This is a genomic window from Mycolicibacterium phocaicum, from assembly GCF_010731115.1.
GTDB classification, from domain to species: domain Bacteria; phylum Actinomycetota; class Actinomycetes; order Mycobacteriales; family Mycobacteriaceae; genus Mycobacterium; species Mycobacterium phocaicum.
This window is the reverse complement of record NZ_AP022616.1, coordinates 330769-351700: the sequence shown is the minus strand read 5'-3', so window position 1 is coordinate 351700 and position 20932 is coordinate 330769. Positions and strand designations below refer to the sequence as shown.

Annotated in this window: 17 protein-coding genes, 1 tRNA gene and 2 pseudogenes; 8 read left to right on the top strand and 12 right to left on the bottom strand. The window is 67.1% G+C overall.

Features of this window, described 5'->3' with window-relative positions:
- Window positions 1-15 precede the first annotated feature (15 nt).
- Window positions 16-655: pseudogene (locus G6N46_RS28500) on the bottom strand (helix-turn-helix domain-containing protein).
- Between the two features lie 194 nt (window positions 656-849).
- On the opposite strand from G6N46_RS28500, the pseudogene G6N46_RS01695 reads away from it, so the two are divergent.
- Window positions 850-1257 (top strand): annotated as a pseudogene (locus tag G6N46_RS01695) (MBL fold metallo-hydrolase); the annotation flags it as partial.
- Between the two features lie 12 nt (window positions 1258-1269).
- Here G6N46_RS01695 and G6N46_RS01690 read toward each other — a convergent pair.
- From G6N46_RS01690 to G6N46_RS01680, 3 genes are all read right to left on the bottom strand, one after another.
- Complete coding sequence (locus G6N46_RS01690) at window positions 1270-2058, bottom strand: MarP family serine protease (RefSeq protein WP_234880697.1); 789 nt, start codon at window positions 2056-2058, stop codon at window positions 1270-1272.
- 73 nt (window positions 2059-2131) lie between these two features.
- Entirely contained in the window at window positions 2132-2575 is a 444-nt protein-coding gene (locus G6N46_RS01685; RefSeq protein WP_020103294.1) for a universal stress protein, read from the bottom strand.
- Window positions 2576-2815: 240 nt separating this feature from the next.
- A complete protein-coding gene (locus tag G6N46_RS01680) occupies window positions 2816-3676 on the bottom strand; it encodes an acyl-CoA thioesterase (protein WP_133428190.1) in 861 nt (286 codons plus the stop codon).
- A gap of 103 nt (window positions 3677-3779) precedes the next feature.
- Between G6N46_RS01680 and G6N46_RS01675 the strand changes: the two genes are divergently transcribed.
- Window positions 3780-5672: an HNH endonuclease signature motif containing protein gene (locus G6N46_RS01675; RefSeq protein ID WP_138249701.1), complete on the top strand. Its 1893-nt coding sequence runs from the start codon at window positions 3780-3782 to the stop codon at window positions 5670-5672.
- A 287-nt stretch (window positions 5673-5959) separates the two neighbouring features.
- Window positions 5960-6679, top strand: a complete 720-nt coding sequence (locus tag G6N46_RS01670; protein WP_234880698.1) for a GAF and ANTAR domain-containing protein — start codon at window positions 5960-5962, stop codon at window positions 6677-6679.
- A gap of 40 nt (window positions 6680-6719) precedes the next feature.
- Here G6N46_RS01670 and G6N46_RS01665 read toward each other — a convergent pair.
- Both G6N46_RS01665 and G6N46_RS01660 read right to left on the bottom strand, forming a co-directional pair.
- Window positions 6720-6793: transfer RNA gene (locus G6N46_RS01665), tRNA-Cys, on the bottom strand.
- Window positions 6794-6853: 60 nt separating this feature from the next.
- Entirely contained in the window at window positions 6854-7624 is a 771-nt protein-coding gene (locus tag G6N46_RS01660) for a DUF899 domain-containing protein (protein ID WP_138249703.1), read from the bottom strand.
- Between the two features lie 83 nt (window positions 7625-7707).
- On the opposite strand from G6N46_RS01660, the gene G6N46_RS01655 reads away from it, so the two are divergent.
- The gene (locus tag G6N46_RS01655; protein WP_061006759.1) at window positions 7708-8439 is read left to right on the top strand and encodes an MgtC/SapB family protein; all 732 of its coding nucleotides are present in this window, start codon (window positions 7708-7710) and stop codon (window positions 8437-8439) included.
- Here the strand turns inward: G6N46_RS01655 and G6N46_RS01650 are convergent.
- The 3 genes from G6N46_RS01650 to uvrB are packed head-to-tail and all read right to left on the bottom strand — an operon-like array spanning window position 8436 to window position 13000.
- Window positions 8436-9338 carry an alpha/beta hydrolase gene (locus G6N46_RS01650; RefSeq protein ID WP_138249704.1) on the bottom strand — a complete coding sequence of 301 codons (903 nt, stop codon included), beginning with the start codon at window positions 9336-9338 and terminating at the stop codon, window positions 8436-8438. The genes G6N46_RS01655 and G6N46_RS01650 overlap by 4 nt on opposite strands.
- Window positions 9339-9382: 44 nt before the next feature.
- The gene (locus tag G6N46_RS01645) at window positions 9383-10783 is read right to left on the bottom strand and encodes an MFS transporter (protein ID WP_407665071.1); all 1401 of its coding nucleotides are present in this window, start codon (window positions 10781-10783) and stop codon (window positions 9383-9385) included.
- Window positions 10784-10828: 45 nt separating this feature from the next.
- On the bottom strand, window positions 10829-13000 hold the full coding sequence (uvrB, locus tag G6N46_RS01640; protein ID WP_138249705.1) for an excinuclease ABC subunit UvrB: 2172 nt from the start codon (window positions 12998-13000) through the stop codon (window positions 10829-10831).
- Between the two features lie 259 nt (window positions 13001-13259).
- Here uvrB and G6N46_RS01635 point away from each other — a divergent pair, with 259 nt between their 5' ends.
- The 3 genes from G6N46_RS01635 to G6N46_RS01625 are packed head-to-tail and all read left to right on the top strand — an operon-like array spanning window position 13260 to window position 15624.
- Window positions 13260-14459, top strand: a complete 1200-nt coding sequence (locus G6N46_RS01635) for an IS110 family RNA-guided transposase (protein ID WP_133426027.1) — start codon at window positions 13260-13262, stop codon at window positions 14457-14459.
- 56 nt (window positions 14460-14515) lie between these two features.
- Window positions 14516-15022, top strand: coding sequence for a ribonuclease FAU-1 family protein (locus G6N46_RS01630; protein ID WP_133427710.1), 507 nt, complete (start codon window positions 14516-14518; stop codon window positions 15020-15022).
- A gap of 11 nt (window positions 15023-15033) precedes the next feature.
- Window positions 15034-15624 carry a hypothetical protein gene (locus tag G6N46_RS01625; protein ID WP_138249706.1) on the top strand — a complete coding sequence of 197 codons (591 nt, stop codon included), beginning with the start codon at window positions 15034-15036 and terminating at the stop codon, window positions 15622-15624.
- Here G6N46_RS01625 and coaE read toward each other — a convergent pair.
- The 3 genes from coaE to rpsA form a co-directional block, all read right to left on the bottom strand.
- On the bottom strand, window positions 15621-16799 hold the full coding sequence (gene coaE / locus G6N46_RS01620; protein ID WP_138249707.1) for a dephospho-CoA kinase: 1179 nt from the start codon (window positions 16797-16799) through the stop codon (window positions 15621-15623). The two genes, G6N46_RS01625 and coaE, sit on opposite strands and share 4 nt — an antisense overlap.
- A 30-nt stretch (window positions 16800-16829) precedes the next feature.
- Window positions 16830-18014 (bottom strand): hypothetical protein, encoded by a 1185-nt coding sequence (locus tag G6N46_RS01615; RefSeq protein WP_406802417.1) that lies wholly within the window; start codon window positions 18012-18014, stop codon window positions 16830-16832.
- Between the two features lie 114 nt (window positions 18015-18128).
- Entirely contained in the window at window positions 18129-19568 is a 1440-nt protein-coding gene (gene rpsA, locus G6N46_RS01610) for a 30S ribosomal protein S1 (RefSeq protein ID WP_061006315.1), read from the bottom strand.
- Between the two features lie 261 nt (window positions 19569-19829).
- On the opposite strand from rpsA, the gene G6N46_RS01605 reads away from it, so the two are divergent.
- A complete protein-coding gene (locus G6N46_RS01605) occupies window positions 19830-20927 on the top strand; it encodes a PrsW family intramembrane metalloprotease (RefSeq protein WP_138249760.1) in 1098 nt (365 codons plus the stop codon).
- Window positions 20928-20932: the final 5 nt, after the last annotated feature.

Below are 20932 nucleotides of genomic sequence, written 5' to 3'. Positions count from 1 at the left end.
GTGCCTTCGCGAGGATCACCGATTCCCACGTGGCGCATCAGGGGCAACTGGTGTTGCGAACGGCGTCTGCCGCGTCGTCGGCCAGCCCGGTGCTAGCAGTTGGCCGCCGCTGACCGCGACCATCACCTGTACCGGCGTCACCGCGCCCACCAACCCGGCCGGCCCGAACCGCTGCCCGATCGCCACCGCCGCGGCATCGACCGCGGCCACCACCTCACCCCAGCCGCAGCCTTGCCCTCGGGGATCGTCACGTCGATCCCGATGAGCACCGCCATCTGAATGAACCACGCCCGGATCGCCTCCAGTCGGCCGCCGGCCCGGCGCAGCCAGCCCGCACCGTGGTCGCCGGCACGTTGAGTCGAGCAGCGATCCGGCGATGCCCAACCCCCTGTGCGCGAGCAGCCAATGCCATCCAAATCTGTTCGGCTGCATACGCTCTGCGCAGCAGCACCGTGACCGGCAACAACACGTGCGTCACCAGACACGATCGGCATCGCGCCCGCCGTGGCCGAACCGCACCGGCCAGACCCACCACGCGGCGACTGCGGGCGAATCCCCAACCACCCAGCACGCCCTGTGAGCACGCCGGGCATCTGATCAGCCCCGCCGCCAACCGGGACTCGACGCAGACCAGATCAGCCTCTACCGTCACCATCGGTGCCTCCGTGCACTACAGCGCGGCACCCTGCGAGCCCGCCAAGACTTCAGCGGGGTGCCGCGCGACCCATCAGTTCCTCATCACACTGATGGTGCACACGACCAAGATCAAGCCGGCGGGCCACGCCACCGATCACATCGGCAAGATCAATGACGAATGGCCACCCCGTGATAGCCATCCAGAGAGACGGTCAACAAGTGGCCGAGGCCACAGGTGCGCCCACCGCAGCGCACGCGCTGGACGCCGAGCCGCTGCCCGTGAAGCCCGACCGGATCCTCGCCGACGGCGACACCATCACGGTCGGCGACCTGACGTTCGACGTCATCCACCTGCAGGGTCACACCGAGGGTTCAGTGGCGCTGGCGCTGCGCGGCGCCGACGGTGAGGTCACCCACCTCTTCACCGGTGACTGCCTGTTTCCCGGTGGCGTCGGCAAGACCTGGCAGGAAGGCGACTTCGAGCGACTGCTCGGCGATGTCACCCGCAAGGTATTCGACGTCTACCCCGATTCGACGGTCATCTACCCCGGCCACGGTGACGACACCACACTCGGCACCGAACGGCCACACCTGGAGGAGTGGCGGGCGCGCGGCTGGTAGCCGGTCGGCCCGTCAGCCCACGCACTGACCCGTCGGCACCTGTTGGGTGTTGCCGACCAGCGCCAGCTGCGGTCCTACTTCCTTCGCGGTCAACGCGAAACTGGTGTCGGGGTCGTCCTGGGCCGCCCCGAAGACGACACCGCGCACCCGACCGTCCAGGTCGACGATCGGGCCGCCGGAATTCCCTTGCTGCACACCACCTCTGAGGGCGTACACCTCTCGGGTCACCGTGCCGGTGCGGAAGATGTCCGGCCCCTGGAGCTTGATGACCTCGCGGACCCGCACCGGTTTCGCTTCGTACGCACCCCCGTGCGGGAACCCGAGTGCGGCCGCGTCGGCACCGCTGACGGCAGGCGCTTCGGAGAACATCAACGGAGCCGTCGGCAGGTCCGGGATCGCGAGAATCGAGATGTCCATGTTCGGGTCGAACGACACCACCTGGCCGTTGTACTTGGTCCCGTCGACCTCGACCGACACCTCGTCGGTCCCTGCGACGCCGTGCGCCGTCGTCATCACGCGCTTCGGTCCCACCACAAATCCGGTGCCCTCCAACCGCTTTCGGCAGCTGTGGGCGACGCCGTGAACACGCACCACGCTCGCTCGCGCGGCAGTCACCGCCGGGTTGCCGGCCACGTTGGGGTCAGGAGGGGCGACGGACGGGATCGTCGATTCGGTCTCCGACGCGATCGCGGATGTCGTCGCAGGTGCGGCGGGCTGGTTCTGGCCCGCGCAGCCGGCGATCAGTGTGGCGGCCAATGACAACGTCACCCATGACGCGCGGACGAGACTTCTTCGAGCCATGGCCCGAACTTTACGGGCACGAAAAAACTGAGGCCCCCGGCAGTATGCCGAGGGCCTCAGGAAGATACGAACCTTACGAAGTGTGGACGATCAGCACGTCGACCTTGGCGCGCCGGGCCACGTTGGCGGGCACCGAGCCCAGCAGGCGGCCGGCGATGGTGCTCAGACCGACGTTGCCGACGACCAGCAGGTCGGCGTTGGAATTCTCGGCCAGGTCGACGAGCGCGTCGACGGGAGCGCCGACGATAGCCTTCTCTTCCACCTGGGTGGCGCCTGCCGCCTCGGCACGGTCGCGTGCCTCACGCAGGATCGCGTAGATCGGCGCGTCGCCGTGGACCTTGTAGCCCTCGTCCTTCAGGACATCGGCCGCACGCTGATCATCGGCGTGCGGGAAATAGGCGGTTGCCACGACCAACTTCGCATTGGCCCCCGCGGCGATCTGGGCAGCGCGCTCCACAGCGCGCAGTGACGAATCCGATCCGTCCGTACCGACGACCACGGTCTGGTAGCCGCTCATCAATGGCCTCCCGTTATGCAGGTTTGTGTATCCGGCGTTCTGTCCGGCATCCCCGCAGACAGTAGCCGCTCAATCGTGGCCATTGGTGCGGTTTCACCACACAAGTTCGCCGGGGACACCGTGAAAAATGTGCTTTACCGGCACCGATGTTAGCGGCAGCCGCCGCAGGAGGCTTGCCGATAGTGACCAAACGAGTGGGTGTTTCGTCCCGTGAGGTGGAACGCTTCCGACCCGAGATCGTTAGCCACGACCGAAATACAACTCCTGCGTGGCAACGCACACCAATTGCCCGGCGCGGTTGTACATCGTCCCGCTGGCCAATCCACGACCCCCGATGCCGCTCGGCGAGGTCTGGTCGGACAACACCCAATCACTCAGATCCACCGGCCGGTGAAACCACAGCGCGTGGTCGATCAGCGCCGAGAAGGTGTGGGCCGGCAGCGCGCCCCGCGGGATCATCGCCGCCTCCAGCATGGTGGTGCCGGTCAGGTACGTCAGCAGACCGGCGTGCAGGGCCGGGTCGTCGGGGATGGTGTCGGTGGGGCGCCACCACATGCGCAGATGCGGCGCCGAAGCCGGCGAATCCTTGGCCAGCCGCGGGTGCGGATCGATGTACCGAAGCTCGAACGGCTGGTCGCGAACCCAGAAGCCGCCCGATTCGTCGGCGTAGTCGGCAAGCTGCTCGGCCATGGTCGGTACCGAAAGCGGTTCTGGCACATCAGGAATGGTTGCCTGATAGTCGAGCGCGTCGACCGGGGTACTGAACGACGCCAGCGCCTCGAGCAGGATCTCGCCGTCCTGGCGGGCGGTGATGCGGCGCGTCGCGAGCGTGCCGCCGTCACGTGCGGCGTCGACCTGGACCTCGACCGGCTTACGGGCATCACCGGCACGCAGGTAGTAGACGTGCAGGCTGTGCGCGCTGCGTCCCGGCGCGGTCCGACTCGCGGCCACCAGCACCTGACCGGCGAGATGACCGCCGACGATGTGGTGGCTGGGATTGTCGAGCTGAGTGGCCACGAAGTGGTGGTCATCGGTCTGATCCACCAGCAGCGTGCTCACGAGATCAGACAGAGTCGGCGAACTGTACGTCACCTGAGGCATCTTGCCCGAGGGGTTCAGACGCCCATCGGCGCCCTCTGCGAGTTATCCACAGGTTCCGCGAATTCTGTTGCGGTGCCGCAGAAGGGTGGGTAGACTCGAACACATGTTCGAACATTCTGGTATTGGGGCCGGCGGTGTGCCGGTCCACGATGCCGGCGTGGTCGACTTGATGATCCATTTCGCGCGGGTGTCGAACGTCGCCGAGTGCGGGAAGTTCCGAGCCATCGCGGACCTGGTGGCTCTGCGGGTCGATGACCAGGATGGCCGGCAGTGGTGGGCCTGCGATGGCTGGGACGCCGCGGTCGCCGAAGTCGGAGCCGCCCTCGGTCTCGGGAAGCGCGAGGCATCGGGGCAGTTGTCGATCGCGGTGGCGTTGCGGTTCCGGCTACCTCGGGTGGCGGCGGTGTTCGCCGACGGCGGGGTGTCAGCGCGGACGGCCGGGGCGATCTGCTGGCGCACCCGCCTGGTGGAGGACGCCAACACCCTGGCTGTGATCGACGCCGCGCTCGCGGGAGCGCTGTGTGAGTGGGCGGGGTTGTCCCGCAAGAAGATCGAGAAGAAGATCGACGGCTGGGTGCAGAAGTTCGACCCGGCCGCAGTCCTGAAAGTCCGCTCAGCAGCCCGCCGCCGTGGCGTCGGGGTCGGCAAACCGGACGACGAGACCGGGGTGGCCTCCATCTGGGGCGCACTCCTGGCCACCGATGCCGAACTGCTGGATCGGGTGTTGACCGAGATGGCCCGGCAAGTGTGCGACCAGGATCCGCGCACCTTCGGGCAGCGCCGCGCCGACGCCCTGGGAGTCCTGGCGGCCCGCGGGGATCGGCTGGCCTGCCAATGCGGCAATCCCGACTGCCCGGCCGCCGGGCCCGATGCCCGGGCCGCGGCGGTGATGATTCATGTGCTGACCAATGGGCTGCCGGCGCCGGTGGCGGATCCGCTGCTCAGTGGGGACCCGGCCGCGCCGCTGGTGCCCACGCCGGCCCGGTCTGCGCCGGAGCCGGTCTTCACGTCCGAGCCCCAGGCCGCGCCCGAGCCGGTCGTCGCACCTGAACCTGCGCCAGCAGCCGAGCCGGCGAACGACACGGCGCCGACGCCCACGCCGATGTCCGAGCCGGCGCCGGTGGCCGATTCGCGGCCCGCCGAAACGGTGGCGCCTGCTGCGGCCGACCCGGCAAGCGAGACCGCACCCACGCAAACGGCCGGCCCGGCACCAGAGTCATGCCCGGCACCGGTCTCGTCACCTTCGGTGGCCACTGCCGTCAAGCCTCCGGCTCCGGTGCGCACACCGGTCGGTTATGTCCTCGGCGGCGGTGTGGTGCCGCCGACAGTGTTGGCGGATCTGGTGGCCCGGGGCGCGAAGGTCCGTTCGGTCGCTTCCGCCGCCGATTTGGATGAGGTGCCGCGGTACCGGCCGTCGGCCGCGATGGATGAGTTCGTGCGGATGCGGGCGATGACGTGCATGTTCCCGGGCTGCGATCACCCGGCCACCGCCTCCGATATCGACCACACGGTGCCGTGGCCGGCCGGGCCCACCCATCCGGGCAACCTGAACCCCAAATGCCGCAAACACCACCTACTGAAAACGTTCTACGGCGGCCCGGACGGGTGGCAGGACCGTCAACAACCCGACGGCACCATCGTGTGGACCGCACCCACTGGCCACACCTACATCAGCGTGCCCGAAAGCCGAATCCTGTTCCCCCGCACCATCACCGACACACCGCTGCCCAATCCGCCACCAGATGCCGGCGATCTGGACACCACCACGGCTCCCGGCCGGGACATCATGATGCCGATCCGGCGCCGCACCCGCGCGCAAGATCAGGCCCAGCAGATCGCCTACGAGCGCGCCCTCAACCAAGCCGACATCGACGCACAAGAGGCCGCCCGGGAAGCGTTCGCCCGCCAACGCAAAGAACGCGAAGAACGAGAAGCCGCACAAACCGCAGCGGCCGCCGAACCCGCAGAGCAACAAGACATCCCACCGCCACTCTGACCATGCGTGAACGCCCCTGAAAATGCCGGACTATCAGGGGTATCCGCGCAGGTTCAAGACGCCCGCCGACGCCAAGGGCCAAAACGGGGATCAGCGGCTCCATGCTGGCTTCTCAACACCGAAGTTGCCACCGCTGACCACCTCGCGCGGAAGAATGCAGACAACCTTGCCTCCTCCATCGCTAGCGGGAGCGTACCCCTGTTACTGGTAGCTACACTGCACGTCAGGACCTTGTTGAGCGCAGTTGATTTTGACGCTGAACCGGCACAGGACTTGGAGGCGGTGTCATGGAAGCCGAAGCTGAAGTCGCAGGCGGAATTTCGTCCGAATTAGCGCGGTTGGCGCGCACCTTGCAGAGTCAGCAGGTCATGGACCTTGATACCGAGCGGCTGTTGCTCGAAGTCACCGAGACAGCCACCCAGCTGCTACCCAAGGTCACCCATGGTGGCGTGACGCTGGTTGTCAATCGTCGCCGGCGAACAGTGGAGTCGGTCGCGGCCACCGGCGAGATTCCCAGAGCCCTCGACAGGTTGCAGGACGAACTTGGCGAAGGACCCTGCCTGGAGTCGATCTGGAACCTGTACACCGTGCGGGTCTCGGACTACGCGGCCGAAACACGCTGGCCGGCCTTCGTGGCCGCGTTGCTCACGCAGACGCCGGTGCGCTCGAGTTTGTCCATTCAGCTGTACACCAACGAAAACGAGCTCGGGACGCTCAACCTGTACTCCGAAGAGGCCAACGTCTTCACCCATGACGTCGAGGAGACCGCCCTGACGCTGGCCGCTCACGCCGCTATCGGGCTCGCCAACGCACGCCGCGGCGACGAACTCCAAAGTGCGTTGGCGTCGCGGGACATCATCGGCCAGGCCAAGGGCATCCTCATGGAACGGTTCAGCGTCCCCGCGGGTGCGGCCTTCACGATGCTGACGAAGCTGTCGCAGGAATTGAACATTCCCTTGTATGAGGTCGCACGCAAACTCATCTCCGAGGAACACCCGCCAAAATAGAAGCTCGGCAGGTGGTGACACCTGCCGAGCTTCCGTGTAGTGGAGCGAGTGACGGGATTCGAACCCGTGTGAACGGCTTTGCAGGCCGGTGCCTAGCCACTCAGCCACACCCGCACTGATGGCCACAGTGCCAGCCGAGCCGCCACGCGCCCAGGGTTGAGATCGCGGTGATTACTACCCCTCGCAGCAATCACCAACCGGCCGACCGACGGCTGGGCCGCCCTGCGGCCAGCCGGGCGGTGAGTCCTCCCACGGTTCCTGACGGCCATACGGGGTCAGGTCCAGGAACGGATATCCGACCGCCAAATGGTCGAGGCCGCGCGCGTATGCCGAATACGTGTGGAACACCTCGTCGCCGCGGCGCAGGAAAACGCTTGCGCCGGGCCAGTCTCCGCGCAGGTCGTCATCGGTCCAGCCGTCGGCATGCAGCTCATCGAGGGACTTGTAGTTGTATTCGATCGGCGCTCGCGCCGGGTCGAGTGTCACGTGGAAGTCGTAGGTGAAGTCACCGTCGCGCGACGAGTACCACGGGAACGTCCAGCCGTGCTGGTCGCGGTACCGGGCGATGCTCTCGTACGGCGCCCGCGACACGCATGCGAACGTGACGTCCTTGCCGTGCAACAGCTTTCGATCCCCTTCGGTGAAGGTCAGGTCGGCAGCGGCGGTACAACTCGGGCAGCCGGCATCGATTGCGTCGATCCACATGAAGTGATGGATGTAGAGCTGGCGGCGGCCCTCGAACATATCCAGCAGGCTGACGGCGCCGTCGGGTCCGTCGAAGACGTAGTCCTTCTCGATCTTCACCATCGGGAGTCGACGGCGCTCGGCGTTGACGGCGTCACGCAGATGCGTCGCCTCCCGCTCCCGGGCCAGTAGCTTCGTGCGAGCCCCGATCCATTCCTCCCGCGTGACGACATCGGGATAGGCGGCTGGTTGCGCTGACATGGCATCACTCCTCTCATACGGCCTATACAAAGACAGACTCCGACTGCCGCCAAAAGTCATCGGCGCGCGTTAGTTTGTCCCTCATGGAGTGGCTGGCAGATCCCGCCTTTTTCGGCGGGCCCGGGCAGGGCTCGCGGCAGATCATCGAACTCGTGGTCGCGTTCGGCCTGACCGCACTGATCGGACTCGAACGCGAAATCCAGGGCAAGAGTGCCGGCCTACGCACGCAGACCATCGTCGGTACCGCGGCCGCACTGATCATGCTGGTCAGCAAGTACGGGTTCGGCGACGTGCTGACTCCCGGCCTCGTCGTGGTCGACCCATCACGTGTCGCGGCCCAGATCGTCTCGGGCATCGGCTTCCTCGGTGCCGGCATCATCATCGTGCGCCGGGGCTCGGTGCACGGACTGACCACCGCAGCGTCGGTGTGGGAGTCGGCGGCGATCGGCATGGCGGCCGGCGCCGGACTGTTGCTGCTCGCGTCGGTGATGACCGCGATGCACCTGCTGATCATCGTGGGCTTCATGCCGCTGGCACGACGGCTGGCTTCGCGGCTGGGCGGGTCGGTCCGCCTGCACATCACCTACGCCGACGACCGCGGCGTCCTACGAGATGTGTTGCAGGCGTGTGGCCGGCGCGATTGGCAGATCACCGACCTCGAAACCGATCCGCCCGGAGAACCGCTCGGCGCACCGCCGGGCCATGTCGGGGTGCAGCTGACGCTCGGCGGCGCCGGCGTCCTACGGGCCGCGTCTGTGCTGGCTCTGATCGATGGCGTGGCGGGTATCCGCCAACTGCAGGAAGACCCCGATTAACCGATCGCCCGGCTGACGTGTCCGGCGATCAGCTCGTACACGCCGCGCGTGACGTCCGTCGCGCTACTCATGATGTTGTAGCCGTGGTCGACGCCGGGCACCTCGTGGTACTCCGCCAGTGCACCGACGGCGTCCAGCTTCTGGGCATACCGCCATGCTTCATCGCGTAGCCGGTCGTACTCAGCGGTGACGATCAACGCGGGGGCGATGCCGCCGATGCCGTCGGCGTTGTTGCCCCATGCCGGCGAGGCCAGCCGATCGCGGCGCTGCACGGGGTCCGGGATGTATGCGGTGTCGAAGACCTCGCTCATCCACGGCCGCATGATGGCCTTGGCGCCCAGCGGCGAGTGCTTGTCGCTGCTCGCCGTCACCAAATCCAGTGGCGCATAGTGCAACATCTGTAGCTTGATCTCGGGCCCGCCCTGTTCCAAGGCAAGCCGAGCCGCAGCCGCCGACAGACTGCCGCCGGCGCTCTGACCTCCGACGCAGAGCTTCCTGCCGTCCCATTCGCGTTCGGCAGCCGACGCCCAGACGAGAACGTCGTACACCTGCTCGACGGGGGCCGGAAACCGGTGTCCCGGCGCCAGCACGTAATCCGGGTTCACCACAACCACATTCGCGTGCGCAGCAAGAAAACGACACCACGGATCGTCCTGTTCCCGGTGGCCGACGACGAAGCCACCACCATGGACGTTCACGTAGACGCCCGCCGCACCGTCACTCGGCTCGGGCCAGTACACCGTTGCCGCCGTATCGCCGTGCCGGGTCGGAATCACCACCGACGTTGTGTTGCCGGGGATTTCAGGAAATCGAACGCCCGGTTTCGGCGCCGGATTGATTGTCGACGAGAACAGCCGTGCGACAGCATCGGCAACAACGGGCCTGGCGAGGATTGACACGAAGCCGACTGTACCGACGCCTCGAGCGAAGCCGTCAAACGCTTCTAACCCACGCCCTTACCGGCCCGGAACGACGCCACGCCACCGAGCGCCGCGATGCCGGCGAAGACGGCGAACAACCAACTGGCCCCTACGGCATCGGGCCGATCGACCGTGTTGACGACGATGCCGGCCAGCCCGGCGCCGACCGCCCCGCAGATCAGCTGCACCGTGTTGATCGCCGCCGCGGCCACCGTGCCCTGCGCGGGATCGTCGACCCGGCCCATCGCCCACACCGACAGGTGGGGCCACGCCATGCCGACTCCGGTACCGGTGACCAGAAGCGACAACGCCCAGACCGCGACCACCGCCGGCGACGCCCCATCGACCTGACTCAGCGCCGCGACGGCCAGCCCGATCGCCATCACCAGCGGCGCCGCCGCCACGATGCGCACGGTCCGGCCGGGTGTGGTGACCGAGGCACTGACGATCTCACTCACCGTCCAGCCCACGCTCAGCGCCACCGCGAGAAAACCCGCCGCCAACGGCACCAGACCGGCCAGCCGCTGCCCGTACAGCGGCACGTACATGTCTGCCATGGTGGCCGCCATCAATACGCCCAAGGTCACATAGATCCACTTGAACGGGCCGGGCCCGTAGGCGGTCTGCGGCAGCACGCTCACCGGCATCCGGCGATCCACGGCGATGAAGATTCCGACCAGCGCCACGCCGGCAGCCAGGAGCACCGCCATCAACGGCACGCTGCGCTGGATGCCCGCGACGCTGATCGCCATGGCCGCGACGCCGAGAATCACCAACGACCACAGCGGAATCCGGAACGGCTCGCGTTCACGATCAGCGGACCTGCCCGGCAGGCTCAACGGCACCAGCACCATCACCGCGACGGTGAGGATCGCGAGCGCGCCGAACGCCCAGCGCCACACGCCCAATTGCGCGAACAAGCCGCCGGACGACGGGCCGAGCAGCGTCCCGACACCCCACATCGCCGACACCAAAGCCGACGCCTTTGGCCAAAGCGACTGCGGCAGAGCCGTATTGATCACGGCATAACCCAGGCCGGCCAGCGTGCCACCGGCGGCGCCCTGCACCACGCGGCCGGCGAGCATCACCTCCATGGTCGGCGCCAGCGCGCACATGACGCTGCCGAGCGCGAAAACGCTGAACCCCAACAGATATGAACGCCGCGGGCCGAACCGGGCCACCATGCCGCTGACCGTCGTTGCCGCCATCACCGACGCGACCAGATACACCGTCGTGACCCACGCGTACAGCCGCCCGCCGCCGATATCGTTGACGGCACTGGGCAGCAGGCTGATGGTCAAGAACTCGTTGGTCGCGTACAGCGCCACACCGCCGGCCAGCACCGTCGACGCACCCAGGTACTTGGGACCGAGCAGTTCCCGCCAGCTGCCGATCGTCACGGTTTCGGCGCGCATGTCAGTCACGTCCGCGACGCTAGGGGCTCAACCGCGGTTGAGGTCAAGGAGCGCTCATTTCAGCCCGGCCGCATCCATCCCGCGCAGTTCCTTCTTCAGGTCGGCCACTTCGTCACGAATGCGGGCGGCGAGCTCGAACTGCAGGTCCCGGGCCGCGTTCATCATCTGCGCGGTGAGGTCCTTGATCAGGTCCGCCAACTCGGCACGCGGCATGTTCGCCGTGTCGCGGCCCTCGACGATGCCGGCGCTGACCGCGCGCCCCGGCTCGCCCTGGGCCCGGCGACCGCGGGAGGCATTGCGGCCCGAACCGCCAACCGGAACGGACTCGGTGGCATCCTCCGTATCAGCGGCCTCGCGGTACACCTGGTCGAGGATGTCGGCGATCTTCTTCCGCAGCGGCTGCGGGTCGATCCCATTCTCCTCGTTGTAGGCGATCTGCTTGGCGCGGCGACGCTCGGTCTCCTCGATGGCCGCCTGCATGGAGTCGGTGATCTTGTCGGCGTACATGTGCACCTCGCCGGACACGTTGCGCGCCGCGCGGCCGATGGTCTGGATGAGGCTGCGGGTCGAGCGCAGGAAACCCTCTTTGTCCGCATCGAGGATCGCGACCAGCGACACCTCGGGCAGGTCCAGGCCCTCACGCAGCAGGTTGATGCCGACCAGGACGTCGTAGTCACCGAGCCGCAACTGGCGTAGCAGCTCCACGCGGCGCAGCGTGTCGACCTCGGAGTGCAGGTAGCGCACCCTGATGCCGGTTTCCAGCAGATAGTCGGTGAGGTCCTCGGCCATCTTCTTGGTCAGCGTGGTGACCAGCACGCGCTCGTCGCGCTCGGTGCGTTTGCGGATTTCCCCGATGAGGTCGTCGATCTGGCCCTTGGTCGGTTTGACGACGATCTGGGGGTCGACCAGGCCCGTGGGCCGGATGACCTGCTCGACGAACTCGCCGCCGGACTGCGCCATCTCGTAGGAACCGGGCGTCGCCGACAGGTAGACCGTCTGACCGATGCGGTCGGCGAACTCCTCCCAGGTCAGCGGCCGGTTGTCGACTGCCGACGGCAACCGGAACCCGAAGTCGACGAGGTTGCGCTTGCGGGACATGTCGCCCTCGTACATGGCGCCGATCTGCGGCACCGTCACGTGGGATTCGTCGATGACCAGCAGGAAGTCCTCGGGGAAGTAGTCCAGCAGCGTCGCCGGTGCCGAACCGGCGGCACGGCCGTCGATGTGCCGCGAGTAGTTCTCGATGCCCGAGCAGAACCCGACCTGCTTCATCATCTCGACGTCGTAGTTGGTGCGCATCCGCAGCCGCTGCGCCTCCAGCAGCTTGCCCTGGCCTTCCAGCTGGGCGAGCCGCTCCTCCAGCTCCTGCTCGATGGTCGAGATGGCCATGGCCATGCGCTCGGGACCCGCCACATAGTGGGTGGCCGGGAAGATGCGCAACGAGTCGACCTTGCGCACCACGTCGCCGGTCAGCGGGTGCAGGTAGTAGAGCGCCTCGACCTCGTCACCGAAGAACTCGATGCGCACCGCCAGTTCCTCGTAGGACGGGATGATCTCGACGGTGTCGCCGCGCACCCGGAACGAGCCGCGGGTGAACGCCACGTCGTTGCGGTTGTACTGGATGTCGACCAGCAGGCGCAGCAGCCCGTCGCGCGGCACGTCGTCGCCGACCTTGAGCTCGACGGAGCGGTCCATGTACGACTGCGGGGTACCCAGGCCGTAGATGCAGGACACCGAGGCCACCACCACGACGTCGCGGCGTGACAGCAGGCTCGACGTCGCCGAGTGCCGCAGCCGCTCGACGTCGTCGTTGATCGAGCTGTCCTTCTCGATGTAGGTGTCGGTCTGGGCGATGTACGCCTCGGGCTGGTAGTAGTCGTAGTACGAGACGAAGTACTCGACGGCGTTGTGCGGCAACATCTCCCGCAGCTCGTTGGCGAGCTGGGCGGCCAGCGTCTTGTTGGGCGCCATCACCAGGGTGGGGCGCTGCAGCCGCTCGATGAGCCAGGCGGTGGTCGCGGACTTGCCGGTGCCGGTGGCACCGAGCAGCACCACGTCGCGCTCGCCGGCGGAGATCCGGCGCTCGAGTTCGTCGATGGCTGCCGGCTGGTCACCCGCCGGTTCGTACTGACTGACCACTTCGAAGCGCCCGCCGGCCCGCACCATGGCGTCGACCGGCCGGTATTCCGAGTGCGCGAGGACGGGGTATTCGGTCGCGAAGGCCATGAGTACCAGGGTAGAGGCGGGCACCGACATTGATGATGGAAGAGCGTTACCGCGCGGGTCGTGGCTCTGGCACTGACTGACGCCCTACTGGGTTGTCTTTAACCTGATTTGCCCGGCCCGTGTGGTGCGCGTCTTGTTCACACCGGACAGGACGGACATGACTTAATCAGGAGCCTGGCCGTTCCTCATCAATGTCTTGTCTGCCCGCCCTGGCCGGTGTGTGCCCCGCCCAACGCTGGTCAGAAGGGACACCATCATCTTGACAGAATCTGCGCTCATCGTCGCCGGTGCGGACACCCACCTCGACACCATCCACGTCGCCGCGATCACCACGACCGGCGCCACCCTCGGCGACAAGGAGTTCCCCACCACCGGCGCCGGGTACGCCGCGGCGATCGCATTCCTCATGACACTGGGCCACATTGTGCGCATCGGTGTGGAAGGCACCGCCAGCTACGGCGCCGGGTTCACCCGGGCCTTAACCGCCGCGGGGATCGAGGTGGTGGAGGTGACGAGAGCGGTCAAGTCCACCCGCCGACTCAAAGGAAAATCCGACCCGCTCGACGCGTACAGCGCCGCCCGCACCGTGTTGGCCGGCGAGGGCCTGGCCACCCCCAAAGACGATGCCACCACCGGATTGCGTGCCCTGCACATCGCTCGTCGTTCGGCGGTCAAGCACCGCACCGCGGTGATCAACCAGATCAAAGCCATGCTGATATCGGCGCCGGATGCGGTGCGTGAAAAGTACCGTGGCTTAACAACATTGAAGTTGATCGAGGCCATCGCCCGCTGCCGCCCCGACACTGTGGCCGACACGTGGGCACAGTCGCTGCTCACCGCGGCCAAGATGCTCGCCCAACGCGTGCAATTCCTCGAAACCCAAGCCGAAACCCTGCAAACGCAGATCGATGCCCTTGTCGCCAAGGCCAACCCCGGCCTGCGCGCTGCCTACGGTGTCGGCCCGGACACCGCCGCCCAGCTATTGATCACCGCCGGAGCCAACCCGCACCGGCTGCACAGTGAAGCCGCGTTCGCCGCTCTGTGCGGCACCGCGCCAGTGCCGGCGTCCTCGGGTAAGACCAACCGGCACCGCCTATCGCGCGGCGGTGACCGCGCCGCCAACAACGCGCTGCACCGCATCGCCCTGGTGCGCATGTCCAGTCACCAGTCGACCAAGGACTACGTGCAACGACAGCTCGCCAAGGGCCACAACAAAATGGAGATCCTGCGCAAACTCAAACGGGCCATCGCCCGCGAAGTCTTCAAACTCCTGACCCGCCAGATCGCAGTACCTGAATACAACGACCTACGGCCAGCCCGGCAATCCAAAAACATCACCGTCACCGCCGCTGCGAACCACTTCGGCGTCTGGCCCACCGTCATCTCCCGCATCGAACGCGGACTACAACGCGACGACGCCCTGGCTGATCAATACAGATCATGGCTCCAAGCTGCTTGACACCAATAGGAGCATCAGGCGCTGCCGGTCGCCGGACGAGCGCGTACGCTGGCGCCATCCACGCACCCAAGCACGAGACGTTCGACCTGGCCGCCCGCACGAACACCGATCCCAAAGGCATCGTGCGGGCCGTCGACGTGTACCGCCTCGAGCCGTGGGGCCTGTACATGGCCCGTCCCACCCCCGGCCGCCCGCAGTTCCACTACCTGGAGTCCTGGCTGCTGCCGTCGATCGGCCTACGGGCCAGCGTCTTCCATTTCAACCCGGGACATGAACGCGACCAGGACTTCTATCTCGATGTCGGCCGGTTCACCGCCGGCGAGCAGGCCTGGACGTCCGAGGACCACTACCTGGACCTGGTCGTCCGGTCGGGCAAGAGTGTCGAGCTGGAGGATGTCGACGAGCTTCTCGACGCGGTGCGGCACCACCTCCTGAGCACCGACGACGGTGAACGCGCCATCACGACGGCGACGGCCGCCATCGAAGGGCTGGCTCAGCACAATTACCAGCTGAACAATTGGCTAGCCAGTCTCGGTATGTCACTGACCTGGCGCGACGGGTAATGTCAACAACCATGACATCGATCGGGCGCGGACGACTGGCCGCGGCATCGCTGGCGTGCGCCACCGCAGTGGCCACGAGCGCCTCCCTGTTTCTCGCGACGACGGCAGCTGCCGACCCGGCTCCCCCGGCCCCGCCCGCACCGCCCGCACCGCCGGCGGTTCCGGCCGGAGACAGCGCACCGCCCAGCGCGGGACCGCACAACGTCACCTACCGGGCCCGGATCGACGGGGTGTCCCGCGGGACGCTGATCACCTACCGCCTCACCGATACGCAGCTCAATTCGGCGACGCCCTCGTTGCTCCCCGGCGAATCGTTCGAAGCCTCGGCCGTGCTGAACAACGCGGCGAACGCCGGCATGCAGGTGTCGATCCAATGGCCGTACTCGGCCAGCCTGCACTGCGAGATCCTGGTCGACGACGAGATCGTCGCCCAGGCCGACCAGTTCGTCGCCCCGCGCCTGACGCCGCAGCGCCAGGACCCCGGTTATGGCGTGCTCAGCTGCGGTTCGGTGACCGACTTCGATCCCAGCCAGCAGTACAGCGCTGAGCTACCGGGCACCCCGGCCACCCCGGCCGCGCCCGCGACTCCGGTCGCACACTAAGGGCGCCAACCGGTTTCGTCCGCCCAGGCCCAGGCCCGTCGGTACGCACCGGCGAGCCAGGGCTCCTTGGCGTCGGCGTACTCGCCGCTGGTGGCCGGCGCGGCAGCGATCGCATCGTGCTTGAGCGCCAGGTACTCGACCCGCTCGTCGGGGTTGGCGGCGAGCCACACCGGGAACAGCAGGGCGAACTGCTGACCCGGCGAGCCGTCGACCCGGAGGTGCACGTTGGTCGGCCGGCCGGGATCGGCGGACGCGTGAAAGCGCTTCTGCCACAACGTCTTGTCGTCGGTGTGGGCCACGTCTTCGGTGATGTCCGCGACCCGGGGGTAGCCGGCGGCCAGCAGCAGATCGGTGAGCTCGTCGGCCACGTCGAGCGACTTCACCGTCACCTGGATGTCGATGACGTCCTTGGCGTCCAGGCCCGGCACCGCCGTCGACCCGATGTGGTCGACCCGCACCGCCCGGTGGCCGCACGCGGTGTTCAGCCGGGCCACGATGCGGCGGGCCTGCTCGGGCCACGTCTCGTCGTACGACACGACGGCCGGCGCCACACTGACCGGCACGCCGGCCTGCACATTGCGCGCGAACGGGACGATGCGCTGCTCCCACAGTTCGCGGGCCGCGGCGGCCAGTTCGTCGGCGCTGCCGTGGTTGTCCAGCCAGACGTCCGCGACGGCCTGTCGCTGTTCAACGGTCGCCTGCGCCGCGATCCGGGCGCGGGCGTCCGCCTCCGAGAAGCCGCGGTGCTCGACCAGCCGCGCGACCCGCACGTCCTCGTCGGCGTGCACCATGACGACCAACGGGAACAGCGGCGCCATCTGCGACTCGACGAGCAGCGGAATATCTTCCACCACAACCGAACCCACCGGCGCGGCGTCGATGAGCTCGGCACGGCGTTTGCCGACCAGCGGGTGCACGATGCCGTTGAGGGTCTTGCGCTTCTCGTCGTCGCTGAACGCCACCGCGGCCAGCGCCGGCCGGTTGAGCGAACCGTCGGGCAGCAGGATGTCCTCGCCGAAGGCCGCCACCAGGGCGGCCAGCCCCTCGGTGCCGGGCTCCACCACCTCGCGGGCGATCACGTCACCGTCGACGACGATGCCGCCTTCGGCTGCAAAGGTCGATGACACAGTGGATTTTCCGGCGCCGATGCCGCCGCTCAGTCCGATACGAAGCACGGCTTCAGTGTGTCAGGTGCCCCGCTCACCTCAGCCGCGGACTCCGGTCATCTCGATGACCGCCCGCTCCAACGTGGTTTCCGCGACGGCCGCACCGCCGGCCAGGTCGACAGCCACCAGCCGCCGGATCTGCGGATCGCTGACGTAGGCAACGCCATCTTGTACATGCAGATTCGGCATCGGCTCGTGCCAGTCCTCCGGCTCATGCCACGGCGCGATGACGCCGATGTGCGCAATACGCCGGGCGGTCTTCGCATCGAATACGTGCAGTGCGCCGTCGGTGCCCAGAATGACCGCCTCACCGCGCGGCCCGCGATCCAGCGACCGGAAGCTATAGCTGGCATCGAGCGGTACCACCGTGATCCGGCCGGTCTGCGTGTCGGTGAAGGTAAACCGTTGGGGGCGTTCGAGTTTTGCGCCGGCTTCGGTCTTGTAGTCGCCGAGCACAACCGGCGACTCGGCACTTCCCGCCTGATTGCCGATCCGCCCGTACGGGTCCGCGCTGGCAGTCTTCTCAATGGTGTTGCCGCGGACGATGAGTATGCCGTTCTGGCAGCCGAACGTCAGCACACCGTCGGCGGCCGCGGCCTCGCCGTGCAGACCGGGACAGTCGTCGTTGATCGCGATCGGCCTGCCCGCGGCGTCGCGGATTTCCAGACCGGTCCGCGCATGCTCGTCGCCGCGGCTCACGACCACCGACCCGTCGCCGCGAGCGACGGCGACGCCATGATGGGCGGGAACCGCGAAATGCGAAGCCACCTCGGCCTTGCCGGCGAGCAGTGCGTGCGGGTCGACGATGTCCACCGCGCCGGTGCCGTCGAAGAAGAGGGTGAGCTTGCCGTCATGGGCGACGGCGTGGCCGGGCTCGGCGCCGCTGAATCGCATACCCGTCGACCGCGGGGTGGCGGTGTAGTGATGCCCGTGGTCGCCGTGGTCGTCGGTCCAGGTGCCGAGATCGAGGACCGCGAACCCGCCGGCTTGCGACACCAGCACATGCCGGCCGTCCGCGGCGGAATTCAGTCGCAGGAAGCCTTCGAGCGGGACGTCGCCGGCTGGTTTGAGTGTCTTGGCGTCGAGCACCAGCACCCCGCCGTCATAGCTCAGGGCCAGCCGCGGGGTGCGCGCGGACTGTTCCACCGGAGCGGCGTTCTCGGCGGGGCCGGAACACCCGGCGACGACAGCCGTCAGGAGCAGAACGGCGAAGAATTTGAGCACGCCGCCCAGCCAAGCCGTTGATGAAAATTATTGTCAAATAGATACACACGCACGTGTCGACAAAAAAGAACTCCCCGGCTCGGTGAGAGCCGGGGAGTTCTTCTGTGTTGCTACTTAGGCGTTGCCGGCGAGCTTCTCGCGCAGCGCCGCCAGCTGGGCGTCGCTGGCCAGGGTGCCACCGGTCGACTCCTCGGAACGCGAGGAACCGCTGGTCGCCGGACGGGCAGCTGCCTCGGCGTCGGCCGCGGCGAACTTCTCCATCTGGGCGGTGTGCATCTTGTGGCGACGCTCGGCCTCGGCGTACCGGGCCTCCCACTCGTCACGCTGCTTCTCGAAGCCTTCCAGCCATTCGTTGCTGTCGGCGTCGAAGCCCTCGGGGAAGATGTAGTTGCCCTGCTCGTCGTAGCTGTCGGCCATGCCGTACTTCGACGGGTCGAACTCCTCGGTGTAGTCCTCGTTGGCCTGCTTGAGGCTCAGCGAGATGCGGCGACGCTCGAGGTCGATGTCGATGACCTTGACCATCGCGTCGTCGCCGACCTGGACCACCTGGTCCGGGACCTCGACGTGGCGCTCGGACAGCTCCGAGATGTGCACCAGGCCCTCGATGCCCTCTTCGACGCGGACGAACGCACCGAATGGAACCAGCTTGGTGACCTTGCCCGGGACGATCTGACCGATCGCGTGGGTACGGGCGAAGTGGCGCCACGGGTCTTCCTGAGTCGCCTTGAGCGACAGCGAAACCCGCTCGCGGTCCATGTCGACGTCCAGCACCTCGACGGTGACCTCGTCGCCCACCTGAACCACCTCGGACGGGTGATCGATGTGCTTCCAGGACAGCTCCGAGACGTGCACCAGGCCGTCTACGCCGCCCAAGTCGACGAACGCGCCGAAGTTGACGATCGAGGACACGACACCCTTGCGGATGGCGCCCTTGGTGAGCTGGTTGAGGAACTCGCTGCGGACCTCGGACTGGGTCTGCTCGAGCCACGCGCGACGCGACAGCACCACGTTGTTGCGGTTCTTGTCGAGCTCGATGATCTTGGCCTCGATCTCCTTGCCGATGTACGGCTGCAGATCGCGGACACGGCGCATCTCGACGAGCGATGCGGGCAGGAAGCCGCGCAGGCCGATGTCGAGGATCAGGCCGCCCTTGACGACCTCGATGACGGTGCCCTTGACGGCCTCGTCCTTCTCCTTGAGCTCCTCGATGGTGCCCCAGGCGCGCTCGTACTGAGCCCGCTTCTTGGAGAGGATCAGGCGGCCTTCCTTGTCCTCCTTGGTGAGAACGAGGGCTTCGACCTCATCGCCCACGGAAACGACCTCGTTGGGGTCGACGTCGTGCTTGATGGAAAGTTCGCGAGAAGGAATGACACCTTCGGTCTTGTAGCCGATGTCGAGCAGGACCTCGTCACGGTCCACCTTGACGATGGTCCCTTCGACGATGTCGCCATCGTTGAAGTACTTGATGGTCTTGTCGATAGCGGCGAGAAAGTCCTCGGCCGAGCCAATGTCGTTGATGGCTACTTGCGGCGAGGTGATGGAGGGACTTGGCATGTGGTGGGATGCTCCGGACAGGTTGAATCGTAGGGACAAAATGGTTGGTGTTTCTCGTGATGCGTCGAGGCGTTGCCGCCTGACGTCTCACGCGCACCCGTAGCCCATGTGGACACAGGTACTTGTCGAGGGTACTAGACCCGTAGACGCAGGCCAAACGCGGTCTGCTCCACTGCAGGGGAATGCCGTTCCGCCGATAGTCTTCGTGTCGTGTATCCCGCTCCGTCGCCCGTGCCGCCGCCATATCCGTATCTGGCGCCCATGCCGCGGCGAATCCGCAAGGTCGGCGCGCCCCTCGGCGTGATCATCGGCCTGGGTGTGCTGATCGGCTGCGTCCTGATCCTGACCACGCTGACCAACCCGATCGGCATGACCATCGGATTCGTGCTGGCCAGCATCGCGACTGCGGTGGTGCTGCTGACCTACCTGTGGTTCGACCGCTGGGAGCCCGAGCCACCGCGGCTGCTGATCTTCGCGTTCATCTGGGGTTCCTCCATCAGCGTCGTCATCTCGGTGGTCCTGGAAACCATGTCGACGCCGCTGCTCGGCAAGGACGGTTTCGCGGCGATGGCCATCGGCGCACCGGTGATCGAAGAGGCCGCCAAGGGCGCGTTCCTGCTGCTGATGATGACCGGCCGGCGCCGCAACGAGCTCAATTCGCTGACGGACTGCCTCGTCTACGCCGGTTTCGTCGCCGCGGGCTTCGCGTGGCTGGAGAACATCTTCTACATCGCCATGGGCGAGACCATCGCGCACTCCCTGCTCACCGCCGCGCTGCGGCTGATCATGGGCCCCTTCGCGCATCCGCTGTTCACCAGCATGACCGGCATCGGCGTGTACCTCGCGCTGCAGCATCGCAGCGCCGGCGCCAAGGTGCTCTACATCGGACTCGGCTACGTCGCCGCGGTGGTCATGCACATGTTGTGGAACGGGTCGACCGTCGTCGGCGCCGGCGCCTACTTCGCGGTCTACCTGTTCTGGATGGTGCCGATCTTCGCCCTCGCCATCGTCACGGGCGTGCTGGGGCGCCGCCGCGAGCAGCGGGTGGTCGCCGAGAAGCTGCCCGGACTCATCGCCTCCGGCCTGATCACCCCCAACGAGGCGACGTGGCTCGGATCGATGCGGACCCGCAAGGCGGCGATCGCGACGGCGACGCGGATCGGCGGCGCGCCGGCCGGTAAATCGGTGAAGGAATTCGCCGTGCAAGTCGTCGAGTTGGCATTCGTCCGGGACCGCATCGACCGGGGCCTGGCCGACCAGCGGACCTATCAGCGGCATGCCGAGGAGGCCTACTGGCTGACCGCCACACGGGCGCAGGCGCCGGTGCTGCAGTGGCTGACCAACTACCGGGCGGTGTGACCGGC